The organism is Pseudomonas chlororaphis (assembly GCF_001921865.1).
In the GTDB taxonomy this organism is placed as follows: Bacteria; Pseudomonadota; Gammaproteobacteria; order Pseudomonadales; family Pseudomonadaceae; genus Aquipseudomonas; species Aquipseudomonas chlororaphis_D.
The window spans coordinates 217,678-239,849 of record NZ_MSCT01000010.1 but is presented as its reverse complement, the minus strand read 5'-3'; the positions used below and the strand labels follow the sequence as shown (position 1 = coordinate 239,849).

At 66.3% G+C, this 22,172-nt stretch carries 17 protein-coding genes and 1 pseudogene; 3 read left to right on the top strand and 15 right to left on the bottom strand.

Translation table 11 applies throughout. The features are described from left to right. Positions 1-15: 15 nt before the first annotated feature. Positions 16-1,689: a nitrite/sulfite reductase gene (locus BTN82_RS13495; RefSeq protein WP_075119608.1), complete on the bottom strand. Its 1,674-nt coding sequence runs from the start codon at positions 1,687-1,689 to the stop codon at positions 16-18. A gap of 344 nt (positions 1,690-2,033) precedes the next feature. On the opposite strand from BTN82_RS13495, the gene ccoN reads away from it, so the two are divergent. Together ccoN and BTN82_RS13480 are read left to right on the top strand one after the other, a co-directional pair. Further along, positions 2,034-3,461 (top strand): cytochrome-c oxidase, cbb3-type subunit I, encoded by a 1,428-nt coding sequence (gene ccoN, locus BTN82_RS13485; protein ID WP_075119607.1) that lies wholly within the window; start codon positions 2,034-2,036, stop codon positions 3,459-3,461. 63 nt (positions 3,462-3,524) lie between these two features. After that, positions 3,525-3,752: a hypothetical protein gene (locus BTN82_RS13480; protein ID WP_075119606.1), complete on the top strand. Its 228-nt coding sequence runs from the start codon at positions 3,525-3,527 to the stop codon at positions 3,750-3,752. A 136-nt stretch (positions 3,753-3,888) separates the two neighbouring features. On the opposite strand, the gene BTN82_RS13475 is transcribed toward BTN82_RS13480, so the two are convergent. Continuing rightward, positions 3,889-4,659: a helix-turn-helix domain-containing protein gene (locus BTN82_RS13475; protein WP_075119605.1), complete on the bottom strand. Its 771-nt coding sequence runs from the start codon at positions 4,657-4,659 to the stop codon at positions 3,889-3,891. A 79-nt stretch (positions 4,660-4,738) separates the two neighbouring features. On the opposite strand from BTN82_RS13475, the gene BTN82_RS13470 reads away from it, so the two are divergent. Next, on the top strand, positions 4,739-5,446 hold the full coding sequence (locus tag BTN82_RS13470) for an aspartate/glutamate racemase family protein (protein ID WP_075119604.1): 708 nt from the start codon (positions 4,739-4,741) through the stop codon (positions 5,444-5,446). Between the two features lie 171 nt (positions 5,447-5,617). Here the strand turns inward: BTN82_RS13470 and BTN82_RS13465 are convergent. From BTN82_RS13465 to BTN82_RS13405, 13 genes and pseudogenes are all read right to left on the bottom strand, one after another. Then, a pseudogene (locus tag BTN82_RS13465) lies at positions 5,618-6,031 on the bottom strand (GNAT family N-acetyltransferase); the annotation flags it as partial. Positions 6,032-6,183: 152 nt separating this feature from the next. Beyond that, positions 6,184-7,161: a LysR family transcriptional regulator gene (locus BTN82_RS13460; protein WP_075119603.1), complete on the bottom strand. Its 978-nt coding sequence runs from the start codon at positions 7,159-7,161 to the stop codon at positions 6,184-6,186. A 144-nt stretch (positions 7,162-7,305) separates the two neighbouring features. Continuing rightward, a complete protein-coding gene (locus BTN82_RS13455) occupies positions 7,306-8,262 on the bottom strand; it encodes a peptidylprolyl isomerase (protein ID WP_075119602.1) in 957 nt (318 codons plus the stop codon). Beyond that, a complete protein-coding gene (locus BTN82_RS13450) occupies positions 8,259-8,768 on the bottom strand; it encodes a YbjN domain-containing protein (RefSeq protein WP_075119601.1) in 510 nt (169 codons plus the stop codon). The genes BTN82_RS13455 and BTN82_RS13450 overlap by 4 nt, the downstream gene beginning before the upstream one ends. 20 nt (positions 8,769-8,788) lie before the next feature. After that, entirely contained in the window at positions 8,789-9,433 is a 645-nt protein-coding gene (locus BTN82_RS13445; RefSeq protein WP_075119600.1) for a DNA repair protein, read from the bottom strand. A gap of 34 nt (positions 9,434-9,467) precedes the next feature. Continuing rightward, entirely contained in the window at positions 9,468-11,162 is a 1,695-nt protein-coding gene (locus BTN82_RS13440) for a putative porin (protein ID WP_075119599.1), read from the bottom strand. A 43-nt stretch (positions 11,163-11,205) separates the two neighbouring features. Next, entirely contained in the window at positions 11,206-11,913 is a 708-nt protein-coding gene (locus tag BTN82_RS13435) for an energy transducer TonB (protein WP_075119598.1), read from the bottom strand. Positions 11,914-11,916: 3 nt separating this feature from the next. Beyond that, positions 11,917-12,342 (bottom strand): ExbD/TolR family protein, encoded by a 426-nt coding sequence (locus tag BTN82_RS13430; protein WP_009048781.1) that lies wholly within the window; start codon positions 12,340-12,342, stop codon positions 11,917-11,919. A gap of 11 nt (positions 12,343-12,353) precedes the next feature. Then, complete coding sequence (locus tag BTN82_RS13425; protein ID WP_075119597.1) at positions 12,354-14,177, bottom strand: DUF2341 domain-containing protein; 1,824 nt, start codon at positions 14,175-14,177, stop codon at positions 12,354-12,356. 20 nt (positions 14,178-14,197) lie between these two features. Next, positions 14,198-15,859 carry a ShlB/FhaC/HecB family hemolysin secretion/activation protein gene (locus tag BTN82_RS13420; RefSeq protein WP_075119596.1) on the bottom strand — a complete coding sequence of 554 codons (1,662 nt, stop codon included), beginning with the start codon at positions 15,857-15,859 and terminating at the stop codon, positions 14,198-14,200. Between the two features lie 74 nt (positions 15,860-15,933). Continuing rightward, positions 15,934-16,536 carry a transposase gene (locus BTN82_RS13415; RefSeq protein WP_075119595.1) on the bottom strand — a complete coding sequence of 201 codons (603 nt, stop codon included), beginning with the start codon at positions 16,534-16,536 and terminating at the stop codon, positions 15,934-15,936. A 353-nt stretch (positions 16,537-16,889) separates the two neighbouring features. Next, on the bottom strand, positions 16,890-17,600 hold the full coding sequence (locus BTN82_RS13410) for a helix-turn-helix transcriptional regulator (protein ID WP_261792966.1): 711 nt from the start codon (positions 17,598-17,600) through the stop codon (positions 16,890-16,892). 199 nt (positions 17,601-17,799) lie between these two features. Then, on the bottom strand, positions 17,800-22,065 hold the full coding sequence (locus BTN82_RS13405; RefSeq protein WP_075119594.1) for an AMP-binding protein: 4,266 nt from the start codon (positions 22,063-22,065) through the stop codon (positions 17,800-17,802). Positions 22,066-22,172: the final 107 nt, after the last annotated feature.

The following is a 22,172-nucleotide window of genomic DNA, read 5'->3' as shown; positions in this document are numbered from 1 at the left end:
GCTGTCGCTCCTGGTTCATGGCTGTGCCTCCAGCACTTTCGGGTAGACCCGCTCCTTGAACGGCTCCAGGCCGATCCGTTGCACGGTATCGACGAAGCGCTCTTCGCTTTCCCGGTAACGCACGAAGGTCGAGATGATGCGTTCGATCACCTGCGGCACCTCCTCGGCGCTGAACGACGGCCCGATCACCTTGCCCAGCGCGCTGTCCCGGCCCTGGGCCCCGCCGAGGGTGACCTGGTACCACTCGCTGCCGTTCTTATCGACGCCGAGGATGCCGATATTGCCGATGTGGTGGTGGCCGCAGGCGTTCATGCAGCCGGAGATGTTCAGGCTGATATCGCCCAGGTCGTGCAAATAATCGAGGTTGTCGAAGCGCGCCTGGATCGCCTGGGCGATAGGGATCGACTTGGCGTTGGCCAGGGCGCAGAAGTCGCCGCCCGGGCACGCGATGACGTCGGTCAAGAGGCCGACGTTGGCGCTGCCCAGGCCCTGGTCGCTGGCCAGCCGCCACAAGGCATAGAGCGCCGCCTTGGGCACATCCGGCAGGACGATGTTCTGCTCGTGGGCAATGCGGATTTCGCCGAAACCGAAGGCTTCGGCCCAGTCGGCCACCGCCGCCATCTGCGTTGCCGTCACGTCGCCCGGCGGCGCGGCGGCCCCGGGCTTGGTCGAGAGCACCACGCAGGCGTAGCCCGGCACCTTGTGCGGCTGGACGTTGCGCGCGACCCAGCGGGCAAAGGCCGGGAACTCGGCCATGCGGCTGCCGTAGTCGATATCGGTGGCGGGCTGGCGTTCATAGAGCGGCGGCACAAAGGCGCTGGCAACCCGCTGGTACTCGGCCTCGGTCAGTTGCGCCGGACCGTCCTTGAGGTGCTGCCACTCCTCCTCCACTTCCCTGGCGAAGGCCTCGATGCCCAGCGCCTTGACCAGGATCTTGATCCGCGCCTTGTACTTGTTGTCGCGCCGGCCGTGGCGGTTGTAGACCCGCAGCACCGCTTCCACGTAGGACAGCAAGTGCTGCCACGGCAAACCGTCGCGGATCTGCTGGCTGAGGATCGGCGTGCGCCCCAGGCCGCCGCCGACCATGACCCGCAACAGCATCTGGCCGCGCCAGTCGCGGTACAGGTACAGGCCGATGTCATGCATCATGATCGCCGCGCGGTCCTCGCGGGCCGAGCAGATGGCGATCTTGAACTTGCGCGGCAGGAACAGGAATTCCGGGTTGATGGTCGACCACTGGCGGAGGATTTCCGCCAACGGCCGCGGGTCCATCAGCTCATCGGCGGCGACCCCGGCGAAGGCTTCGGTGGTGATGTTGCGCACGCAGTTGCCGGAGGTCTGGATCGCATGCATCTCGACCTCCGCCAGGCGCTCGAGAATGTCCGGCACCTGGGCCAGTTCGATCCAGTTGAACTGCAGGTTCTGCCGGGTGGTGAAGTGGCCGTAGCCGCGGTCATAGTCCCGGGCGATGCTGGCCAGGGTGCGCATCTGCCGCGCGCTGAGGGTGCCGTAGGGAATCGCCACCCGCAGCATGTAGGCATGTTTCTGCATGTACAGGCCGTTCTGCAGGCGCAGCGGCAGGAATTCTTCTTCGCTCAACGCGCCGGCCATGAACCGCTCGACCTGATCGCGAAACTGCGCCACCCGCTCAAAGACCAGGGCCCGGTCGTACTCGTCATAGTGATACATGTCACGGCCTCATCAGTGCTGACCCCGATCCCATCCCTGAATGCCGTCGCGATGCCTGTAGCCACTGACTCGCTACGCGAGTCAGTGGCTACAGGCATACCAGGGGTAACCCGGGGGTTTTGGTGTGGCGGTGACTATGGACCTACGGCTCAGAGCGTTACAGATTCAGGTAAAAACTAAAAAACCGTATCAGCAGGTCGCAGACCTACGCAGGCAGGCGGTAAATCTGATCCGTATTTATGTGTTTTTTCTGAGTCTGTTTTGTTTCTTCCAGGCTTTCTACAGTGCGCAGCATGCCAGGCCGGGTGGCCTGGCAAGCCTTTGCAACCGTGGAAGCATTGACCATGAGCACAGCAACAATGGAACCGGCCTACAACTACCAGGTGGTGCGCCAATTCGTCATCGCCACCGTAGCCTGGGGCGTAATCGGTATGGCCATGGGGGTGTGGATCGCCTCCCAGCTGGTGTGGCCGGAGATGAACCTCGACCTGCCCTGGACCAGCTTCGGCCGCCTGCGCCCGCTGCACACCAGCCTGGTGATCTTCGGCTTCGCCGGCAGCGCGCAGTTCGCCGCCAGCTATTACGCGGTACAGCGCACCTGCCAGGTACGGCTGTACTCAGACAAGCTCGCCGCCTTTACCTTCTGGGGCTGGCAGTCGGTGATCGTGGTCATGCTGGTGACCCTGCCGCTGGGCTACACCACCACCAAGGAATACGCCGAGATCGAATTCTCCGGCGCGGTGTGGATGGCGGTGGTCTGGGTGGTCTACGGCATCGTGTTCTTCACCACCGTGGTGCAACGCAAGACCAAGCATATCTACGTCGGCAACTGGTTCTTCGGCGCCTTTATCCTGGTGATCGCCATGCTGCACGTGGTCAATCACCTGTCGATCCCGGTGGACTGGTTCAAGTCCTACCCGGTGTATTCCGGCGCCACCGACGCCATGGTGCAGTGGTGGTACGGCCACAACGCGGTGGGCTTCTTCCTCACCACCGGTTTCCTCGGGATGATGTATTACTTCGTGCCCAAGCAGGTCGGGCGCCCGGTGTATTCCTATCGTTTGTCCATCGTGCACTTCTGGGCGCTGATCACCCTGTACATCTGGGCCGGCCCGCACCATTTGCACTACACCGCCCTGCCGGACTGGGCGCAATCCTTAGGGATGGCGATGTCGCTGATCCTCCTGGCCCCGAGCTGGGGCGGCATGATCAACGGCATGATGACCCTCTCCGGCGCCTGGCATAAATTGCGCACCGACCCGATCCTGCGCTTTTTGGTGCTGTCCCTGGCCTTCTACGGCATGTCGACATTCGAAGGGCCGATGATGGCGATCAAGACGGTCAACGCCCTGTCCCACTACACCGACTGGACCATCGGCCACGTCCACGCCGGCGCCCTCGGCTGGGTGGCGATGATCACCTTCGGCGCGGTCTATCATATGGTGCCCAAGGTCTTCGGCCGGCCGCAGATGCACAGCATCGGCCTGATCAACGCGCACTTCTGGCTGGCCACCATCGGCACCGTGCTCTACATCGCCTCGATGTGGGTCAACGGCATCACCCAGGGCCTGATGTGGCGCGCGGTCAACGACGACGGCACCCTCACCTACTCCTTCGTCGAGGCCCTGCAGGCCAGCCATCCAGGCTTTATCGTGCGCTTCGCCGGCGGCGTGTTCTTCCTCAGCGGCATGCTGCTGATGGCCTACAACACCTGGCGCACCGTGCGCGTGGCCGACCCGCGCCTGGCCGCGAGCGAAGCGCAGATCGCCTGATTGCTCCAGCACTCCGCGTGGGCCGCTCCTGGCCCGCGCCCTGCCTTTTATAGGGAGCCCCCGATGATCGAAATCGCCCTGGACCTGCTCGGCGTGACCTTCCTCTACCTGAGCATCGGCTACTGCCTGCGCCATCAAACCGCCAAGAGCCTCGACGACGCCAGCCTGATCCCCTTCGCCGACGACCCGGAAGTGGCACGCCGGGTGGAACTGGCCACCGGCAAGAAGATCGACGCCGTGGCGCCGGAGCCCGTCGAGCCCAGGCCCGGCTGGGGCAACCTGGAGGTTTGAGCCGCGCCTTGCCCCCCCAACCGATACAAACCTGTAGCCGCTGCCGAGCGCCAGCGAGGCTGCGTTCGCCCGGAACGGGCGCGGCGATCTAACGACCGCCGAGGTCCTGCGGACCTTGCGCAGCCTGCGGCAGCGGCTACAGGGCTTGGGCAGCGCGGTATTGGCTGGGCGTCAGGCCGAGGCATTTGCGAAAGGCGCTGCCCATGTGGGACTGGTGGGCGAAGCCGGTTTCCAGGGCAATGGCGGCCAGCGGCAGGTCGCTGCGTTCGATCAGCCGGCGCGCCGCCTGGACCCGAACCTCGACCAGCCAGGCGTGGGGCGTCATGCCGATGGCGCGGCTGAAGTCGCGCAGGAAACGCAGCTCCGTGCACCCGCAACAGGCCGCCAGGTCACGCAGCGACAGGGGCTCGGCGTACTGCTCATCGATCAGCTTCAATACCCGGCCGAACGCCCCACGCCCAGGTGCCTGGCGAGGCGTTTCGCCAGCGGCCAGCGTCGCGAACTGCAAGGCGCATTCCTCCAGCGCCAGCGAATCGCCCGCCGGCGCCAGCAACAGCCGCCGGGCCTGGTGCCCCAACGCCAGGGCGCGGGCGTGCCCGGACACCTGCCGACGCGCCCCGGCGGCGCGCGATGGTGGTTCTGCCAGCCAGCGCAACAGCAGGTATTCGCCGCCTTGCGGCGACTCGGAAAACACCTCGACCCCGGCCGGGGTCAGGGCCAGGGTGCCCGGCCAGCTGTCGAAATCCTCGCGGCGGTCGCTGCCGATGGCGTGCACGCCCGTCTGCCGCTCCAGGGTCACGCCGAGGCTTTGCCACTGCAACGGATCGCGCGCGCTGTAGGCCGCACGCGGCAGCAATTGCAGCTCCAGCGTGGCGTCCAGCAGTGTGCGGCTCAGTACGGCGGGCATGTGAAATTTCCTGATAGATCGCGGGGCTGCGTCACGAGACACTCTCAGCATTCAATGGTGTCGGCAACAGGAGCTGCGTATGCGTACCATCGGCCTTATCGGCGGCATGAGCTGGGAGTCCAGCGCCGAGTATTACCGCCTGATCAACCAGCAGGTCCGGGACCGTCTCGGACCGCTGCGCTCGGCGCGGTTGCTAATGTACAGCGTCGACTTCGGGCCTGTCGAACAGGCCCAGCACGCCGGGCGCTGGGACCTTGCGGCAGAGATTCTGCGGGATGCCGCGCAGCGCCTGGAGGCCGGCGGCGCCGAGTGCCTGGTGCTCTGTACCAACACCATGCACAAGGTCGCCGGGCGGATTCAGGCGGCGACGGCGCTGCCCTTCCTGCACATCGCCGACCCGACCGCCGCGGCCGCGCTCGCCGCCGGCACCCTGACCGTCGGCCTGCTGGGCACAGCCTTCACCATGGAGCAGGATTTTCTCAAGCAACGCCTGGCCGACCAGGGCCTGCAGGTCCTGGTGCCGGACGCCGAGGACCGCCAGGCCCTGCACCGGATCATCTACGACGAGTTGTGCGTCGGCGTGATCAGCGCCGCTTCGCGCCAGCGCTACCAGCAGGCGATCCAGGCCCTGCAAGCCCGCGGCGCCCAGGCCATCATCCTAGGCTGCACGGAAATCGGCCTGCTGCTCAAACCCGAGCACAGCCCGCTGCCCCTGCTGGACACCACCGAGCTGCATGCGCGGGCGGCGGTGGACTTTGCCCTGGATGGAAAGATGGAGAGGTATTGAGATCGTAACGAGCGCTGACCTCGCACCGGCACAAAACCTGTAGCCGCTGCCAAGCCCCAGCGCGGCTGCGATCGCCCGGAACGGGCGCGGCGATCTCACGGACGCCAGAGGTCCTTCGGACCTATCGCAGCCTCGCTGGGGCTCGGCAGCGGCTACAAGATCAGAGGCAACTCAGGCGTGTGGCATATGGCGCAGCCGCGCCATGCTCAGCACGTCGACGTACTGGCCGTCGCGTACCGCGTAGGCGCGCAGCCGGCCTTCGTCCTCGAAGCCGAACTTGCGGTACAGGCCCTGGGCCGCCTGGTTGTCGGCGAACACGGTCAGTTCCACCCGGTGCAGGTTCATCCAGTTGTCCGCCACGTCCAGCACCGCCGCCAACAGGCGGCTGCCGATGCCCTGGCCTTGCCACTCCACCGCCACGCCCATGCCGACCGAGCCGCAGTGGGCGCGGCGGATGCGTGAGAACTGTTCGATGCTGCAACTGCCGATCACCGTGCCCTGGTGCAGCGCCACCAGGGCCACCCGCCGTTCGTTGTCCGGGGCCAGGCGCTGGCGCCAGACCTCGGTGGACTGGAACGGCATCTGATGGCCGGGGTCTCGACGGACATGGGTCTTCCTTGATGGCTGCGGGACGGCCGTCGAGTGTAGAACGCCAGCGGAAACGCTGGCCAGAGGCAGAGCGACCGCGGGGCGGTCTATCGCGAGCAAGCTTCGCTCCTACAGAACAACCCCGGCCGTTATTCGAACCACTCGCCGCGTTCGTCGAAGGTGTTGAGGATCAGCTCCACCAGCATCCGCACCTCGGCGTCGTGCTGCGCCTGGGCATTCACCGCCAGCCACACCTGGCGCGGCATGGCCTCGTCGAACAGCCCGGGCAAGGCGGTCAGGCCGCGGTCGAAGCGGCTCATGTAGTGCGGCAGCAGGCCGATGCAGGCACTGCAGCGGATCATTTCCAGCATCAGTTCGTAGGAATGCACCTGCACCACGCCCGCCAGGCGCTGCTCCACCAACTGGTTCCAGGGCCGCAGTTGCTCGACCTGACGGTCCTGCTGCCACTGCACCAGCATGTAGTCGGCCAGGTCGCCGACGCTGTCGGGGCGCGCCGCCACCCGCGAGTAGCGCTTGGCGATATGCGGCAGGTAGTCCAGGCGCACCAGCGGCTGCGGCGTGCCGGTGACGAAGCTCGGCCCCGGCGCTGGCGAATCCACCCCGCCCAGCCACACCACCACATCGGCGCTCAAGGCGCGCAAGGACAGTTCGCTGTCGATGGAGATGATCTCCAGGCGCACGCTGGCGTTGCGCCGCAGCAGGGAAATCAGGTCGCGACCGAGGATGTCGTGGAGGATCGACTCGGCCACCGCCAGGCGGATCAGCGGTTGCTCGAGCACCGGCAGCGTGCGCTCGTGGGCCAGGGCGACCAGCTGCGCCTTGAGCTGCTGGCCTTCGCGGCTCAGGCTCAGGGCGCTGCCCTGGAAGCTGAACAGCGAGCGGCGCAGTTGGGCTTCCAGATGCGCCAGTTGCTTGCGCAGCAGGGTCGACTTGATGTTCAGGCTGCGCGCGGCCTGCATGAAACAGCCGCAGCGGGCGGTGACCAGGAAGTATTGGGCCAGCTCCGGCTCGATCCCGGCGGCCAGGGCCAGCCAGGCTTCCCGAGGCTCCGCCTGGGCGAGGTAAGGTGTGATGCCCGAGGTCGGGGCGGGTTCCAGAAAGGACATGGGTGACTCCCTGTCGTGTGGGTGATTGCATCCATTGCATGTTTGACGGCGTTGCCGTCTATCGCGAGCAAGCTTCGCTCCTACAGGGAAATGCGAACGACTGAAGGAGCAGTCGGTCGACGCTCGATTGCTCGCGATAGCGATCTACAGCTTCTCCTCCAGCACCTTGTTCAACTGCGCCCCGTCGATGCTCAAGGTCGCGGTGTCGAGCATGCCCTCCAGGTAAGCCTTGGCGATCTGCTCCTGGCGCTGGGCCCGCAGGGCCTGGGTCAGGCGGTCGCGCAACTCGTCCAGGGTCGCGGCGCGGGCCGGCTGCTGCTCGGTCAGCTTGAGCACATGGAAACCCGCCGCGCTCTGCACCGCGTCCGACACCGCACCGACCTTCAGCCGCGCCACCGCGCCCCGCACCTCGGGCAGCAGTTGCTGCAGCGGCTGCAAGCCGGAATCGCCACCGCGCCGGGCGCTGTCGGGGTCCTGGGAATACTGGCTGGCCAGGGCGGCGAATTCACCGGGGGCCGCCTGGGCCTTCTTGCTCAGTTCCTGGGCCTGCTTGCGCGTCGCCTCAAGGGCTTGCGGGTCGCCGACCGCCAGGAAGATCTGGCTGACCCGGTACAGCGCCGGGGTCTGCCACTGCGCCTTGCCGGCCTCATAGGCTTGCTGCAACTCGGCCTCGCTGGGGTAGCCAGGCGGCACCTGGCTGACCGACTGCAAGTAGTCGCGAAACACGATCTGTTCGGTGGCCGCGCGGGTCTGCAAGGCCACCTCCGGACGCTGGCGCCAGCCCTGGGCGTCGGCCTGTTCGAGCACGGCCTTTTCCGCCAGGCGCGCGCGAATCCAGCTTTCCAGCGCCGGCCGATTGCCCCGCAGTTGCTCCCGCGACGCCTCGGGCAACGCCGCCAGCAGCGCCTTGAGCTCCTCCGGCGCCACTTGCAGGTTGCCCAGGCGCGCCACCGCGGGCGCGGATTCGGCCTGGCCGGCGAGCGCCACCGCACGCTGTTGCGCCGCCACCGGATCGCTGCCACCCGGGCGCCCGCCCAGCCACACCGCCAGCGCCACCAGGGCCAGCGCTCCCGCGCCGACCATCAGGCTTGGTCTCTTCACTGCGCAGGCACCTCGGCAGCGGCCTCGGGCGTTGCCTCAGGCGCGGTTGCCTCAGGCGCGTCGGCCTGGGCCTGCAAGCGCGCGGCATGCTGGCTGTAGTCGCGCAGGTAGACGATGAATTCCTGCAACAGCCGGTCCCAGAGTTCCAGTTGGCTGCGCAGGTGCTGGGTGCCGACCCCGGCCACCACCACATCCATTTCCATCACCAGGAATTCGCCCTGCAACGACAACCGGGCAAAACGCCGCGAGGCATTCCACAGCTCCGCGAGGCCCGCCGGCAGTTCGCCCTGGACCCGCAGCGCGCAGCTGAAGGTGAAGTCGACATAGCTGCCCTGCTGCGCTGCCGCGTTGCCGAAACGCACGGCGTAGCCGATGCCCTGGCTGGCGCTGAGCAGTTGCACGACGCCGTTCTGGTCGGTCTGGTTGACCCGGTAGCCGGCGCCTTGCAGCAGCTCGGTGAGGCTGTGGGGGGTGACGCTGGCGATCAATTGCTGTTGTTCGGTCATGCTCGATTCATCCTTGATAGTCAGTGAGTGCTCGCTGCCCGCGGGGCATCGAACTGGGTCTTGTACAAGTCGTCGCCAAAGCCCTGGGCCAGTTCCTCGAACTTGACCCGGGCGCCGCCGGCGAAGGGCTGGCGGATCTTCATGACCTCGGCCACGTCGATCTTTTCATAGGCCGCGAGAAGCTCTTTGGCCACGCCATACATCTGCTGATTCTTGACCGAACATTGCTGCACTTGTGTGTCACGTTCGCTCAATTGCGCCTGAAGCTTAGCCCGTTCGGCCTCTTTGGCACGGGCCATGACCAACAACTCGTCATAGGCCTTCTTGAACTTGCCGATCTGCTCGCTGCTGGCGGCCATCTGTGCCTGGGCCTGGCTGTGCAGGTTCTGTTGCTGGCCGGCCAATTGCTCGGCCACGCCGCGGGCCTTGGCCAGTTCGGCGGTCAGTTGCTTGACCTGCGCCTGGGCCTCCCTGGCCTGGTTCTCTGCCGCGACGCGCGCCGCGCCGGCCTGGGCCTGTTCGCTCTGCAACGCCTGCAACTGCTGGGTGGTGCTGCGCAATTGGGTGCGCAGGCGCTCCTCCATGCCCTCGGCACTGGCCCCGCTGGCCGCCAGTACGCCCAGGGTCAGCCACAGGCAACCCCCTGCCCTGGCTCGCCTATTCATCCGGTCGCTCTTCATAGCAATGCACCCCTGCGCCCTAGAAGCGCGTGTTGATTTCAAGCTGCAAGACATCGATGTCGAACGGCGCGCCGTAGACCGCCTCGGAGCTCAGCCAGCGGCCGGTGGCGAAGACGTTCTTGGCCAGGCCGTAGTTGCCGCCGATGAAATAGCCCTTGGCGTTGGTGCCGCCGAGGTGGAACGAGGAATCGTTGAAACCGTCCGGCAGCGCGTCCGGCTGGATGTACTTGTAGCCGGCGAACAGGTTCCAGTCGCCCTGCTTGGCCAGCTCCAGGCTATTGCCCAGGGTGAACTGCACCATCCAGGCGTTGGCGCCGCTTTCCAGCTCGCCGCTGCTGTCCAGGTTGTTGACGATCTGGCCTTCGGAGCGCTTGCGCATCTCGCCTTCGTCGTAGCCCAGGTTGTGGATGTAGTTGGCCTGGCTGCGCAGCTTGAAGTCTTCCGGCAGGTCGGCGTCCCATACCAGGTTCAGGTCCAGCAGGTTGAACTCCGAGGCCAGGCCGACGAACTGCGGCTGCGGCGTGGCGGCCGGGTTGGCCGGGTTGGGCGTGATGTCGCGCAGCAGGAACACGCTGTTGCCCTTCTGCATGAAGGCCACCCGCGAGCCGTCGGTGTCGCAGCCCGGCGCTCCGGCCCAGGGTTCGCAGGCACCGGAGCGCTGGCCTTCGATATCGTCGAAACGGTAGTAGGCCAGCGCGCCCTTGAGCCGGTGGTTGTTGTTGATCGCCCAGTTGGCGCCGATCTGCGCGCCGTACAACCACTTGTTGTCGCTCTCTTCCTTGTCGAAGCCGTTGCTGGTGGTGGTGTCGTTGGTGTACTCCACCGGGAACGCGCCGACCGTGCCGAATACGCCCCAGTCGCGGTTGAATTTATGGTTGAAGATCGCCGCCACGCCGTCGAAATTCAGGTCGGTGGAATACAGCATGTCGGTGGAGAAGAACGGGTTGGCGATCCGCCCGCCGGTCAGGGTCAGCTCGTCGGTGGCCTTCCAGGTCAGGTAGCCCTGGTCGAGCCAGATGTCCTTCTTGCCGAAACCGCCGCCCAGGGTCTGGGTAGTGGACACCGGGTTGTTGTCCGAGCCGGTGCCGATGCGGATGCCGGCGCTCCAGTCCGGGGCGATCTGCGCCTTCATGCCCAACCGGGCGCGCAGGCGGAACAGGTTCTCGCGGTCCTCGCGGGTGTTGAGCAAGGGCGGCAGGTTGCTGCTGCTGTTGGGGTTGACGTCGTACGGCCCCTTGTCGTTTAGCTTGGCGAAGTCGACGATCTGGTTGCTGTTGCTGCCGGAGTAGTAGCGCGACTCGTCGCGCAGGCGGATGTCGCCGTCGAAGCTGATGCGCGACACCCACTCCGGGAAGGTATTGGGCTGGGCCCAGTTCTCCTGCTTGGCGGTGGCCATGACCTCGGCCTTGACCTGATCGCGGATCTGGTCGCGGACGATCGCCGGCACGTACTGCACCCGCACATCCCCCGGCGTCGCCGCCGGCCCCGCGGCCACTGCGGTATTGGCCTGGCGTGCCTGCACGGCCTCCTTCTCGGCCTGGGCGATCAGGCCGTCGGCCTGTTCCTGTTTCAGCACACCCTGCTGCACCAGCAAACGGATCAGATTGATCGTGGCGTTTTCCGAAGGCCCGGCGGGCGCGGCCGCCGCCTGCCCTACCAGGGTCGCGATGACCATGCCGATTGCCAGGGACAATCGATTCACGTTGGAAATCATTTGCACACAACTCCTTATGGCAAGACTTGCCTCAATCGTTCGGTTAACCCGGGCGCCGCCCTTGCAGGGACAGGCGTACAGGCAGGGTCAGGGAGGCCGGCGGCCGTTCCGTCAGGTGCGGAGCGCCGCGCAAGGCGGCCAGCACCTGGGTGTCGAGTTGCGGGTTGCCGCTGGACTTGACCAGCTCGACCCGGGTGATCTCGCCGACGGCGCTCAGCCAGACGTCGGTTTGCAGCGAAAACGCCTGGTTGCGCAGGTCCGGGTTTTCCCGCAGCACGCGCTGGAAGGTGAAGGCCAGGAACTGGCTGTAGGTGCCGTTGCCCAGGCGCCCGCCGCCGGAGCCGGCCATGCCGCCGCCCTTGCCGGCGCCGATGTTGAAGGCGTCGTTGCCGGACTGCGCGTCGCCGTCCATCTGCATCGGATTGGCCAGGTCGTCCACCGGCGACGGCGGTGCTTCCTCTTCGGGCTTGACCTCCTCCGGTTCCGGGGTCGGCTCCGGCTCGGGGACCTTTTCCTCGACCTTGGGCTCCGGCTCCTTGGGTTTCTCCGGCGGCGGTGGCGGCGGTGGCGGCAACGGGATGATGGTCGGCACCTTGGGCGCCTCCCGGCGCACGCCGCTCATGTCGTTGGCCCACTGCCAGAGCAGCCAGGCCGCGCCCGCCGCCAGCAGCAGCCCGGCGCCCCACTTGAGCAGGCGCGGCGCGGTACGGTTTTTCAGCGGCGGCAGGTTGATGGGTTGTTGTGCGGTCATGGGTCAGCCCTGGCTCGGTTTGCCGGTCACCAGGCCGACCTGGGACAGCTCCAGCCGGCGCAGCAGGTCCAGGACCTCGATGACCTTCTGGTACTGCACCGTGGCGTCGCCGCGCACGATCACCGGGAAGTCCGGGTTCAGGGCCTTCTCCATGCGCAGGCGTTCCTCCAGCTCCGGCAGGGTCACCGGGTAGGCGTCGAGGAACACCTGGCCGCCGTCGTTGACCGAGATCGCCTTGGTCTTGGCCTCGGACAACGACACCGAGGCGCTGGCCTTGGGCAGGTTGATCTGGATCCCCGAGACCTGGGCGGTGGCCGTGAGGATGAACATCACCAACACCACCATCAGCACGTCCACCAGGGGCGTGATGTTGATGCTGTCGACCGCCGCGTCGTCGTCATCGTCGTGGGAGGCGTTCACAGAAGCCATGACGTTTCTCCTCAGGCCGGCAGGCCGGCGTTGGCGGGGGCGTTATGGGCACGCGCCGGCGCGGTTTCGCTGGACTGGCCAGCGCCATGCAGCTCGGCCAGGCGGGTGATGAACTCGTCGACGAAGACCCGCATGTCGGCGCTGACTTCCTTGTTGCGGGTGATCAGCCGGTTGTAGCCGAACAGCGCCGGGATCGCGACGAACAGGCCCATGGCGGTGGCCAGCAGGGCCGCGGCCATGCCCGGGGCGATGGCGTTGATGTTGACGTCGCCGGCCATGGCCGTGCCGAGGAACACCACCATGATCCCCAGCACCGTGCCCAGCAGGCCGATGTACGGCCCGCCGGCGATGGCGTTGGACAGGGTCGAGAGCTTGGAGCTGAGCTGCTGGTTCTCGCGGGTGCGCACGCCGTCCATGGAGCAGCGGATGGCCTCGATGGTCGCCGCCGAGACCGACGAGGTGTCGGCGCCCTGGGCGCGGCGGGTGCGGATCTCCTGGACCGCCACCTGGTACAGGCGCCACAGCGAGGAATGCTCCAGGAGCTGGGCCAGCTCGCGGTCGTCGGCGAACATTTCCAGGCGCGTGCCGACCCGGGCGAACTGCTCGCGGAAGGCCTGGTTGGCGCTGCTGACGCGGCTGACCATGCGGTTCTTGCGGATCATGATGATCCACGACTGGAACATCATCAGCACCAGCACCGCGATGATCACCCAGGCATCCACCGGCACCGCCTTGAGCAGAAAGCCCAGGCTGCCGAAACCGAAGCCCGACTGTTCTTCGTCGACGCCGTACACCACCAGCTTCGACTCGGCGCCCTGGGCCGCGGCATCGGCCAGCAGCAGGCCGGCGGGACGGGCGACCTTGGACAGGCGCAACTCGTCGATGGCCCCGGCGAACGGCAGGAAGGCACTGGCTTCGGCTCCCGTCGCCGCGGGCAGATCGGCGCCGATTGCCAGCGGCGAATTGAACGCCGGCAGCGCGAGCGCCAGGCTGGCGCTTTCGCGGCCGTTGACGTACAGCGCCAACTGGCTGCCCTGGGCGGTCAGGGCCAGGTGCTGCCACTGCCCGGGGTTGAGCGGTTGGGTCGACACCGCGCGCTGGCCGTCGACCTCGACGAAGGGCACGCCCTGGTTGACCCCGACCAGCAGGCTGCTGGCGCCTTCGCGGCGGGCCAGCAGCAGCTGTTCGCCGCTGGCCTGGTCCAGGCGCAGCCAGGCGCTGAAGGTGAAGGCGCCGTCGGCGCTGTGCTGCAGCGACGGGCTGGCCGGCAGCAGCAGCGGCTGGCCGTTGAACTGCAAGGCGCGGCCGATCACCCCGTCGATGCTCGCGCCGGTGGCGTTCTGCGCATGGTTGCCGTAGGCCGTGGTGTCCTTGGCCGGGGTGCCGTTGGCGCCGTCGAAGTGATAGAGGCCGATGTAGTTCGGGTCGAAGGTCAGCTGGCCGTTGGCGCTCGCCGGGGCTTTCTGGTTGCCGTAGTACATCCAGATGTCCTGGCGCTGGCCGCCTTCCACGTTCGGCACGTCGACCCAGACCAGGGCCATGCCCATCAGCGGGTCGAAGCTTTCGATCTGGTGGTTGAACACAGTCTTGTCGTCAGCGCTGACGAAGCGCAGGTCCGAGCCGTCTTCCTTGACCCCGTCGAAACTGAAATTGCCGGTGTGCAGGCGCACCAGCAGCGCGGTCCGGCCCAGGGCCTGATTGATCGCCGCGCCCTGGGGCGTGGTGTCGATGGCGATCTGCTTGCGGTAGTGCCAGTCGTCCTGCCACCACGCCTGGGCGGTCGCCGGGAGCACGAAGCCCAGGCAGATCAACAGGGAAATCAGTAAGCGCTGCATGAAAGTTACTCCGTGAAGGATCAAAACGTCGCCTGCACGCTGAAGTGCACGCGCGAGTCCTGTTTCTGGGTGTTCGGTCCGTCAAGCAGCGGGTAACCCCAGTCCAGGCTGCCGGAAAGCCATTTGCTCAAGCTGGCGCGAGTGCCCAGGCCGACGCTGGCCAGGCTGTAGTCGGCCTCCTGGTCGGGCAGCTCGTCGCGCAGGGACATCCGCGCGCCTTCGGCGAAGGCGTAGAAGCGCCACTCGTTGACATAGCCGCCCAGGTACTTGGCCAGGGACGGCGTGCGCAGCTCCTGGGACAGCAGGTAGCCGTCGTCGCTGGTGCGCTCGGCGGCCAGGTAGCCGCGCACCGAGGTGGCGCCGCCGGCGGCGAACTGCTCGTTGGACACCAGCGGCCCCGAGGCCAGCTGGAACGTGGCCTTGGTCGCGCTCTGCCAGTCGTTGGCGAAGGTGTAGGTGTAATTCGCGTCGCCCTTGAGCACCGCGAAACTGGGGTCGGCGCGATAACGCTTGTAGTCGAAGTCTTCATCCGAGCTGCCGTAGCCGAACAGACTGCGGGTGCCCGCCACCAGGCTCAGGCCGAGGCCCAGCTGGGAGGTCTCGGTGTAGCGGAAACCGTTGTAGGCGAAGGTGAACGGCGCGTACTTGAGCGGCACCGTGTCGCGCTCGCCGCCCAGGGTCAGCTCTTCCTCGAAGTCCTTGAAGTCGACACCGACGGAAAACGAGTTGGCCCAGTTGCCGTTGGCCGGCAGGCTGTAGATCAGCGACAGGCCGTAGGAATGGCCCTTGCCCAGCACGTTGCTGCCGCCGATGGTGGCGACGTTGCTGTCGGACTGGTAGCCGGCGAACTGCAGGCTCCAGCGCTCGTTCAGCGGCGCGGTGTAGGAACCGGACCAGACCTTGGCGTTGTCCTGGTCCTCGGGGGCGGTGAAATAGGTCAGGGAAATGCTGTGGCCCAGTTGCCACAGGTTGTTGTAGCCCAGGCTGGTGACCGCCCGCAGGTGCTTGGTGTCGGCGCTGTAGTCGTTGTTCAGGCCGACGCTCGCCTGCCAGGGGTTCTGGTCTTCCACCTGCAGGTCGACGTCCATGGTGCCGGGGCGCTGGCCTTCGCGGACCAGCGGCATGACCTGGCGCCCGGGCGTCTTGTTCAGCCCCGCCAGCTGGCCCTGGACCTTGGCGAAGTCCGGCACCTCGCCTTCCTTGAGCGCCGGCACCTCGTCGCGGATCTCCACCGGCGAATAATGCTTGGCGCCGACCACCCGCACCCGGCCGACCTTGGTCTCGCTGATTTGCAGGTAGACGATGCCGTCCTCGACCTTCTGCTCAGGCAGCTCGACGAACACCGACTGGTAACCGCGGGCCTGGTAGACCTTCTGCAAGGCGTCGCGGGCGCCCTCGATATCGCTCAGGGCTTTCTGCGGGCCGAGAAAGGGATACACCGCCTCTTCGATGGCCCGGGCATCGAGCACGGTATTGCCGCGCACGAAGTACTCATTCACGTCCACCAGCCGCGCGGGCGCTGCCGCGTCTTGCGCCGCGCCCCCTTCGACCGCGCCGCCTGCCGCCGGGCCGCCCTCCTCGGCCAACACCGGCTGGCTCGCCACCAGCAGCGCCAGCCAGCCGCACACCGGCAGCCAGCGCCTGGTCGACACCGGCCGCCCTGTCTTGAACAGTTGCTCCACACCGCCCCCTAGATTTCCAAGAATGTCCAACCGCGTCGAACGCGCCGTCGCCGTCTGTACGGCGTTTGGCCGTTTCAATTGCTCAAGGTCGATGGCGTGGCGTGCTTGGCCAGCCAGCTGTGCAACAGCGCGAAGTTCAGCGAGAACTCGGGCATGTGCAGCAAGGCGCCGCAAAACACCTCGCCGATGATTTTCTGGATCAACTGCACCGCCAGCGTATCGTTCAGCAGCGTGGCGATATCGCGGCTCAGCACGCCGAGGCTCCAGACCTTCTGGTTCAGGTCCAGGCCGACGAACCAGCGGAACAGCAGGTTGTAATTGAGCTGCTCGTACAGTTGCTGCTCGCCGGGCACCGAATACAGGAGCTGCAACAGCAGGATGTGCATCACCGTGCGCGGCGCGATGAGCATGCCGGCCTCGCGGTCCAGGCCCTGGAGAAGGTCGCGGTGCTGGTCGAGCAAGGCGTCGATCTGCGGACGCAGCAACACCAGCGAATGGCCAGGCGGGATGTAGCTCGACACCTCCTTCAAGGCGCCCTGCCAGTCATCCTGGGAAACGATCCAGACCCACGGCGCGCCGTAGCGATAGACCGACACCGGCTTCTTGCGCGCGGCCTCGACGATCTTCGACAGCCGCTGGTCCAGCTCCTGCATGCCCACTTTCGCGTAGCGTTCCATAGTCCCCATAACCTCACTCCCGGCGTCCCGCCTCGGCTCAGAAAAGTGGCCCGAAGGCCCCCTCAAGCACGTCACACCTCCATGACGGGACTGGCGAAGTGCTACCGAACTTTTGTCACAAAAGCTTCATTCGCCAGGGGCGCGGCCGGCAGGTCGACGAAGGCGGCGCCGCAAGCGTCCGGGGCGGCGCGGCAAGGGTTTGCGCAAAGGCAGGCAGGCGGCGCCCATCCCCAACTCGCCGACGGGCGGCCTGGGAACGACCGGATGGGTAGCGCTCGAAGGGAGGTTGAACGCAGGAATGGCGAGCGGCGTCGGCTCCGGGAAGGCAAAGCCCGACAGGGCCGGGCCGCAAGCTAGTCGGGAATCCGGGTCTTCCTCAGTTCGCTCGGAGTGATGCCGAACAGCTGCTTGAACTTGTCGGTAAACCGCGACTGCGACTGATACCCGCAACGCTCGGCAATGCGCCCGATCGGTTCCAGGGTCATTTGCACCAGGAACAGGCCGTGGCCCAGCTTGGCCCGGTCCACCAGCGACTTGACCGTGGTCCCTTCGGCTTTCAGTTTGCGCCGCAACGTGGATTCGCTGACCGCCAACGTTTCGGTCAGGCGTTCGACGCTCCAGTGGCCGGCAATCTGCTCGCTGATGATGTCGTGCAGTTGATGGCTGAGGCTGGGATGGCCGACGATGCTGGCGACCTCGGCATGCCCGGACAGGTAGATCAGCTGGAGCAGCTCCTTGCGGCGAAAGCTCCACAGTTCCCGAGGCGCGAACACCGACCATTCGACGTACTGCTTCAGGGTTTTCGCCAAGGCTTCGTCCAGCACGCCTTGAACGTAGCGTTTGTCGCTGGTCCTGGGGTGCTTGAACTGGTCGAAATCGGCGAATTCAAACTCGATCAACACCGCGAAATACTCCTCGCCCGGGATGTTGCGCATATCGATGCTGGAGGTGTTGGACAAGAACAGGAAGCTGCCTGTCGGGCAGACGATCTCGTCGTCGCGCCCCAATTGCTTGACGCCCGCCAGCACCACAATCAGCAGCGGCTTGGCGATCGGCGCATTCAAAATGCGTTGTTCCTTTAACGATATGTACGCGGCGAACGGCAAGGGCCGGTCTGCCCGCAACGCCTCTTTCACCCGACTTATGATTTCCCGCATCGACTCACCCATCACCAAGGCCATTGCGCGCACACGCTGATCGTCAGCGTTACCAGGGGTTGTGGAGCAGCCTTTGCCCCGCACAAAGGCAAAGGCCGCCCCGCGCTCACGTCATCTGCAGCGCCCGGTCTTGAGGCTGCCTGGCCTCGTCCCTGGCGGCCTCGACGATCGCGGCAATCTCGCGGATGTCGCCGGCGGACATGATCTTCGCCACCGACAAGACGAGCATGCAACCGGACGTGGAGAACTGCGCCCGCAGCGTGTTGGTGAACTGGACCACGCCCAGCGACGCCAGGCCGCACTCTTCAAGACTCCACTCGGCCCTGGCCTCCAGGCCCGTGCTCCGCTGGACGATCTGCAGTATCGCACCCAGCGTGTCCTCGGGCAGCGCGGCCACAGGCTTCGCCTTCTGCAGGGCCCCAAGCGCCAGGGCGAAACCGCGCCTGGCCAGCTGTTCGAGGGGCTGCACCAGCTTGGCGAATATCACCACCAGCCCGACCACGTAGAAGTACTCGTACCACTCCACGGGAACCGGTTGCGGGCTGAACCAGTAGAAGTCCTTGCGGTAGCTCCACCAGTTCCACCATTCGCCGTGGCGCGTCGCCGCGTAGTACCACTGGCCGACGACCTGGTGAAACAGGAAGCAGGCATAGGCCGTGGGCGCCAGGGTCTGGGAGATCGGGTTGAGCCGCAGGATTCTTGCGGTGAGGCCCTGTCCGGTGCTCAGGGCAAACACCCAGAGCAGTGTGATGGGCGCGAACAGTCGCGAGTTTATTTCGTCCCAGATCCGGTGGACGATGCCCGGGTCGGCAACGCTGTCGGCCGCCGAGGGGCGCAGGAAGAAGGTGTCCTGGGCGACCGCGGCACCATGGGGAATGTACCCCTGCAGAACATGGGCCGCGCTGAAGGCAATGACCAGCAAGGTAATGGCATCCGCCACGTATCCCCACCGGTAGGCGCGACCTTGCTCCGCAGGCCGGATGGCGTCGTACAGGAACGCGACGCACATGCCGAGGACGAAGTACACCATCCAGAACGGCGCGAACAGGTAGAAGCCGAGCATCACCGCATTGTCCCGGTCGGCCGCCGCCATCCGCGCCGCGTCGGGGGCCAGCCACTCGCCCGTCAGCAGGTCGAAGAAGCCATGGCCCGTGGCGTCGGCCGCGTAGCCGTACCAGAAGCCCAGCAAGATCAATACGTTCAGCACCAGGCCCGCGGCGGTCAGCCACAGCAGGCGCCGGGTGTTGCCGCGGCTCTTGTACAGCGCGTTATAGAGGACCGGGAACACCACCAGGCACTGGAAGTACATCGAGATGAACCACAGGTAGAACCCCATGAACCAGGAGGCGCCCCACAACGGCGTGGCCGACAACCCCGCCAGGTACACCGCCACCGTCGACAGCAGGTTGGCCAGCCACGAATCCGGCAAGAGCGGGGTTCCCTCGCAAAACCATCGATCGGCGTCGCCCGGTTGCGCATTCCAGTGGAAGAACGCCGAGAACGTCGAGGGCTGGCAATGGGGCAACAGATTGATCAGCGCGAAGAGCAAGGCCACGGCATACAGCGGATACATCGCCGAGACGCGCGCCCAGAAGAACGCCGCCTTGCGCGTGATCAGGGCCGGCATGAAGACCGCCAGCGAGAACCCCGCGACCACGAAAAAGGCATGCACATGCCAGGGAAACTGGCGCAGGTTGGCAAAGGCGGCCCAGGACTGCTCCGAACCGATGTGCATGAACATCACGTAGCACGCGAGCAGGAAACGGAACCCGGCCAGGGTCGACCAATCCACCTTCGGGCCGGCCTGGGCCGGTTCCGCCAGCACCGTTGGCGGCTGGCGCGAGACCGCGACGGTAGCCGGCTCCACTGGGCTGTCGGCAAGCCGGGGCGCCAGGCCCAGGACCTGTGCCAACCCGTTGCGCAGGTACTTTCGGCTGGGCGTCTTGGGCAATTCCTCGTCGGCGACCTGCTTCAAGAACGCCGGGTATTTATAGGGCGCCAGGCCCTGTTGCCGCAGGAACGCGCGCATTTCCCTGGCCACCTCCGACTCGCTGGCCTGGCCGACGATGGCGGGCTCCAGGACCAATGCGCAGCCGACCTCTTCGCCGTACAGGTCCGATGGAACGGGGAAGCACACGGCGGTATTGACCCACGGATGCTGGGTCAGGGCGTTTTCCACCTCGAACGGAGAAATCTGCTCCCCGCCGCGCTTGATCAGTTCCTTGAGGCGGCCGCGCAAGCAGAGCGTGCCGTCGGCGTCGATCTCGCCCAGGTCGCCGGTGAGGAACCAGGTATGCAGCCGCCCGTCCTCCGGCGACTGCAACAGGAAACGCGACTGCCGGTCGGCCGTGGGATTGTCCAGGTAGCCGGTGAACACGCTCGGCCCCGAGATCGCGATCTCCCCTGCCGTGCCGAACGGCAGCGGCCGCAACGTGACAGGATCGACCACCGCCAGGGAAGCCGTCACCGGCACCCCCACCGCGCCCGGCTGGCGAGCCCCTGCCGTGGGGTGCCTGGGCGGTTGGGAAATCGGCATCTGCTCGGACATGCTGTAGGTCGCGACGACCTCGCAGCCGTAGATCCGCTCCAGCGCCAGGCGATCCGCTTCCTTGAGCGCCGCGGCTCCCGAGCGGATCACCCGCAGCCTGTGGCCCGGCCAGCGCCCCTGCGGGTCGAGGCAGGTTGACGCATCGTCCTGGAGGTAGCGTGCCGTGGCGTTGTGGATGGTCGGCACCGCCGAATACCAGGTCGGCTGGGGGTTGGAATGCATCAGCGCTTCCACCATCCCCTGCGGGTTGTACAGGCCTTCGCAGGTGATCGAGGCCCCCACCGCGACACTGCAGAGGATCGAAGCGCTGAGCCCGCCGATATGGTCCAGGGGCATGACGCTGTACGTCACATCGCGGGCGTCGATGCCGATGCCATCGGCCAGGATCGCGGCGTTCCAGACCAGGTCGCGCTGGCGCAGCGGCACCACCTTGGGCACGGAAGTGCTGCCCGAGGTGCGCAGCAGCAGGCAGTGCGCGGTCGGCGGATTGACCAGCGCCGGCCGGTCCTGGAACCCCGCCATCGCTGGCCCGTAGCGGAACAGGCCGGGAGCCTCGGTTCCGCGCTGACACGCGTGGTGCAAGCGGGCCTGGCCGCTGCGCGCATACCCCTCGAAGGCGGTGCGCACCCCGGGGGCCGATACGTCCTCGAACAGCACCATGTGCTTGACCCCGTACTGCGCCAGCGCCGAGCGGGCATCGGCCTCGCTCATCGTCGCGCCAAAGGGCACGGCGCAGGTCTGCGCCGCGATGGACAGAAACGCCACGGCCGCCGCAGCGCTGCCTCCAGGCGGCGCGAGGTAGGCAACCACCTCGCCGGCCTGTACACCCAGCCGCCGCAGGTCGCCGTCGCCACCGGGCTGGCAGAACGCAAGCATCTGGCCGTAAGTGGTCGCCACTCGGGCGTCGCGCTCCCTGGCCAGGCGCAACAAAGGCGCGTCGGCCGGTTGAGCTGCCAGCATCTCGACAATGGTCTGCGGCAAACCTTGCGTATCCAGCTTGACCGCCGCCACTTGCACGTCGCGGGCCACCGCGCGGGAACTGCGAGCGCTGGACGGCTGCCACTCCAGCCCAGGCAGGGCGAGATCAGGCTCATTCCCGCTGCGGCCCAGGCAGCGGCGCAAGAGATCGCCGAGCTCGGTGTGGTCCCGCGGCAACGGGTTGATGGCGTGGCCACCGGCCAGATAAAAGACCTCTGCCTGCGTGGAGTCCAGAGCAAGGGCGAGGGATTCCGACCAGGGTTTATAGGCGTCTTCGCGCCCGATCAGGTGAATGCTCCGAGACGACGACAGCGGAACCGGGCCCAGCCCCGCCCGCGAACGCAGCTCGGCCAGCGGCAACCCTGCTCCCGCGCAGGCCATGAGCGCCGCGCGAAAAATCGCCCCGTTCTGCGATGGAAGCGCAACGAAGCGGCCCGCGCGTTTCTGCAACGCCGCCATCAAGGCCTCGTCACCCGGCAGACCATTGACCAGGCTGGCGACCACCCCTCCCTGGCTGAAACCGAAAACGCCATCGAACGGGCCTTGGTTTTCGATAATGGCCAGGACATGCAAGACCGCGTCACAGAGGGCGTCGGCCAGCGCCTCCCCGGTCATTGCGTCGGCGCAAGGCAGCCAGGAATACCAGGGGCCGGGAATCAACGCTTGCAGATCGTCCATGCCCGGACCCGGCGCGTCGACCGGCAGCGGACCATTGGCGTAAACAACCTCGTACTCGGATTCGTTCAACCCGAGGTTCTTCAACTGTATCCTCGTCACATCGCCATTACTTCCCCGGCCATGCAGCGCCAGGATTCTCACGATTGAAACAGATGCATCCTTTATCATGCTGACATCAAATCCTTTCAAAAGGGTCATTTATGGTTATTGACAGACAGTTCCCTACTACTTGAAATCCAGCATCCCTGTTTTAACTTTCCTCCCAACTTACAAAG

Excerpts from the sequence above, each read along its gene's own strand:
- BTN82_RS13495 (WP_075119608.1), bottom strand. The coding sequence starts at position 1,689 with ATGTATCACTATGACGAGTACGACCGGGCCCTGGTCTTTGAGCGGGTG.
- ccoN (WP_075119607.1), top strand. The coding sequence starts at position 2,034 with ATGAGCACAGCAACAATGGAACCGGCCTACAACTACCAGGTGGTGCGC.
- BTN82_RS13480 (WP_075119606.1), top strand. The coding sequence starts at position 3,525 with ATGATCGAAATCGCCCTGGACCTGCTCGGCGTGACCTTCCTCTACCTG.
- BTN82_RS13475 (WP_075119605.1), bottom strand. The coding sequence starts at position 4,659 with ATGCCCGCCGTACTGAGCCGCACACTGCTGGACGCCACGCTGGAGCTG.
- BTN82_RS13470 (WP_075119604.1), top strand. The coding sequence starts at position 4,739 with ATGCGTACCATCGGCCTTATCGGCGGCATGAGCTGGGAGTCCAGCGCC.
- BTN82_RS13460 (WP_075119603.1), bottom strand. The coding sequence starts at position 7,161 with ATGTCCTTTCTGGAACCCGCCCCGACCTCGGGCATCACACCTTACCTC.
- BTN82_RS13450 (WP_075119601.1), bottom strand. The coding sequence starts at position 8,768 with ATGACCGAACAACAGCAATTGATCGCCAGCGTCACCCCCCACAGCCTC.
- BTN82_RS13445 (WP_075119600.1), bottom strand. The coding sequence starts at position 9,433 with ATGAATAGGCGAGCCAGGGCAGGGGGTTGCCTGTGGCTGACCCTGGGC.
- BTN82_RS13440 (WP_075119599.1), bottom strand. The coding sequence starts at position 11,162 with ATGATTTCCAACGTGAATCGATTGTCCCTGGCAATCGGCATGGTCATC.
- BTN82_RS13435 (WP_075119598.1), bottom strand. The coding sequence starts at position 11,913 with ATGACCGCACAACAACCCATCAACCTGCCGCCGCTGAAAAACCGTACC.
- BTN82_RS13430 (WP_009048781.1), bottom strand. The coding sequence starts at position 12,342 with ATGGCTTCTGTGAACGCCTCCCACGACGATGACGACGACGCGGCGGTC.
- BTN82_RS13425 (WP_075119597.1), bottom strand. The coding sequence starts at position 14,177 with ATGCAGCGCTTACTGATTTCCCTGTTGATCTGCCTGGGCTTCGTGCTC.
- BTN82_RS13415 (WP_075119595.1), bottom strand. The coding sequence starts at position 16,536 with ATGGAACGCTACGCGAAAGTGGGCATGCAGGAGCTGGACCAGCGGCTG.
- BTN82_RS13405 (WP_075119594.1), bottom strand. The coding sequence starts at position 22,065 with ATGATAAAGGATGCATCTGTTTCAATCGTGAGAATCCTGGCGCTGCAT.